1 protein-coding gene is annotated in these 983 nt (G+C 65.8%); it reads left to right on the top strand.

All coding sequences use genetic code 11. From position 1 onward, the window contains the following. Positions 1-69: 69 nt before the first annotated feature. On the top strand, positions 70-921 hold the full coding sequence (locus VI26_RS22885; RefSeq protein WP_048412059.1) for a DNA adenine methylase: 852 nt from the start codon (positions 70-72) through the stop codon (positions 919-921). Positions 922-983 lie beyond the last annotated feature (62 nt).

Genomic DNA, 983 nt, shown 5'->3' with positions numbered 1-983 from the left:
GCGCCTGCTGATCGACCTGGGCCGGCGCCGGCTGGGCGCTGGCGGGCTGAGGCTCTGCATAGAGTGACCATGGCAGTCACTCGCCCGGCGCTGCGCTACCACGGCGCGAAGTTTAGGCTGGCGCCGTGGATCATGGGCTTCTTCCCGCCGCACCGCTGCTATGTCGAGCCGTTCGGCGGCGCCGCCGGCGTACTGCTCCAGAAGCCACGCGCATACGCCGAGATCTACAACGACTTGGACGGCGACGTCAGCAACTTCTTCCGTGTGCTGCGGAATCCTCGCCAGCGCGCGATGCTGATCGAGGCCGTCACCCTGACACCGTACAGCCGCAGCGAGTTTGAACAGGCTGTAGAGCCGTCAGATGAGCCGGTAGAGCGCGCCAGGCGCCTGGCTGTTCGCGCTCAAATGGGATTCGGATCGTCTGCGGCTACTGATGGAATTGCCGGGTTTCGTATCGACAGCCGGCGCGAGTACGGCACCGCGCAGCATCTATGGGCCTACTACCCGGACCAGCTCGCTGACGTTGGCCAGCGCCTGGCCGGCGTGATGATCGAAAACCGGCCGGCCGTTGACGTCATGCGCCAGCATGACGCGCGAGACACGCTTCACTTCGTTGACCCTCCCTACGTGCATGAAACCCGCGCTCTTCGGAGCGGCGGCCGTGGCTACTACCGGCACGAGATGAGCAACGACGATCACCGCGCGCTGCTGGACGTGCTGCTGGGCCTGGACGGCTACGTTGTGCTGAGCGGCTACCCGTCGGACCTATACGAGCAGGCTCTGGCCGGCTGGGAACAGCACACGACAGGCAGCCGGATCAGCGCCGGCCGCGGCACAGCAGTCAGGACGGAATGCGTATGGCTCAACCCCGCATGCAGCGCCGCGCTGCATCAGAACGACCTATTCAAGGAGATTGCGTGATGCAACAGAACCTGATCGACGCCGCGCGCGCTGTTGTCGCGGCAGACCGCGCCGGCGAGCTG

Origin of the sequence: Chromobacterium sp. LK1 (assembly GCF_001043555.1) — a bacterium.
In the GTDB taxonomy this organism is placed as follows: domain Bacteria; phylum Pseudomonadota; class Gammaproteobacteria; order Burkholderiales; family Chromobacteriaceae; genus Chromobacterium; species Chromobacterium aquaticum.
Note: the sequence above shows the minus strand (reverse complement) of the source record. Positions and strands in the feature narration are given on the sequence as shown.